The organism is Mesorhizobium sp. B2-3-5 (assembly GCF_006442395.1).
Lineage (GTDB): Bacteria > Pseudomonadota > Alphaproteobacteria > Rhizobiales > Rhizobiaceae > Mesorhizobium.
In genome coordinates this window covers 1-1,205 of the sequence record NZ_VFVX01000085.1, presented here as the reverse complement: position 1 = coordinate 1,205, position 1,205 = coordinate 1, and the positions used below count along the sequence as shown (strand labels likewise).

2 protein-coding genes are annotated in these 1,205 nt (G+C 66.1%); both read right to left on the bottom strand.

The genetic code is table 11. From position 1 onward, the window contains the following. A partial coding sequence (locus FJ958_RS31425) for an IS66 family transposase (protein WP_140750014.1) occupies window positions 1-826 on the bottom strand: 826 nt, incomplete at its 3' end. A 69-nt stretch (window positions 827-895) separates the two neighbouring features. Then, window positions 896-1,204: an IS66 family insertion sequence element accessory protein TnpB gene (tnpB, locus tag FJ958_RS31420; protein ID WP_140750011.1), complete on the bottom strand. Its 309-nt coding sequence runs from the start codon at window positions 1,202-1,204 to the stop codon at window positions 896-898. Window position 1,205: the final 1 nt, after the last annotated feature.

The window sequence follows — 1,205 nt, the reverse complement described above, 5'->3', positions numbered from 1 at the left end:
CGCCTGGCGGGTCGCTCCCCTCCCACGGTCGGTCATCGCGGGCATAGGCCCAGAGTTGCCCCGTCTTCGTCTTGCCGCGGCCGGGGTCGAGCACCGGCGCTGTCGTCTCATCGGCGAAGAGTTTTGGTGAGGACCTCAGCTTTCCAAGCAGCCGCTCGTGCACCGGACGCAGATGCCAGGCGGCACGGCCGACCCAGTCGGCGAGTGTCGAGCGATCGAGATTGATGCCCTGCCGGGCGTAGATCTGCGCCTGACGATAGAGCGGCAGATGATCGGCATATTTGGAGACCAGCACCTGGGCGACCGTCGCCTCGGTCGGCAGCCCGCCTTCGATCAGCCGGGCGGGCGCCGGAGCCTGAACGACAACGTCCTCACAAGCGCGACAGGCATATTTGGGCCGACGCACCACGATCACACGCAGCTGCGCCGGCACGATATCGAGCCGCTCGCTCACGTCTTCGCCGATCCGATGCAGGCCACTGCGGCAGCACGGGCAGGCATGGTCCTCGATGTCGACGACCTTCTCCACGCGAGGAAGGTGTGCCGGCAGCGAGCCACGGTTGGCCCGACGCTTGGTAGTCCTTGCCAGACGTTCCGTGGCAGCAGCCTGCTCGTTCTCTTCCTCGCCGGCCGCCTCGATCTGCTCTGCCTCTTCGAGCCCCAGCAGCAGCTGATCCTCGGGGAGCGTCTCGGCGCGACGGCCGAAGCGATGGCGCTGCAATTCCTTGATGATCTGGATCAGCCGGGCATTCTCGACGTCGCGCGCCAGGACCATCGCCTTCAGCGCATCCGGATCATCGGGAAGCTGGTCAGCCGTCATCGCCATGAGCCGATCAGACCATATTCGCCAACGGCTCGCGACAGCGGAATCGATGCTGATTCACTTCGTCGCGGGTCAGCCCGCCTGGGCTGGAATGCGGGTCCGGCGCGCCTCGTGGACGCGCCGCCAATCGAGCCCTTCGAGCAGCGCCGAGAGCTGTGCAGCCGTCAACCTCATCACGCCGTCATGCACTTTCGGCCAGCGGAACTCGCCATCCTCCAGACGCTTGGCATAAAGGCAGACGCCGGTGCCGTCCCAGAAGATCAGCTTGATCCGGTCGGTGCGCTTGGCGCGGAAGACATAGACCGCGCCGCTGAACGGATCGGCGCTCATCGTCTCGCGCACCAGCGCGGCCAATCCCTCAGCACCCTTACGGAAGTCCACC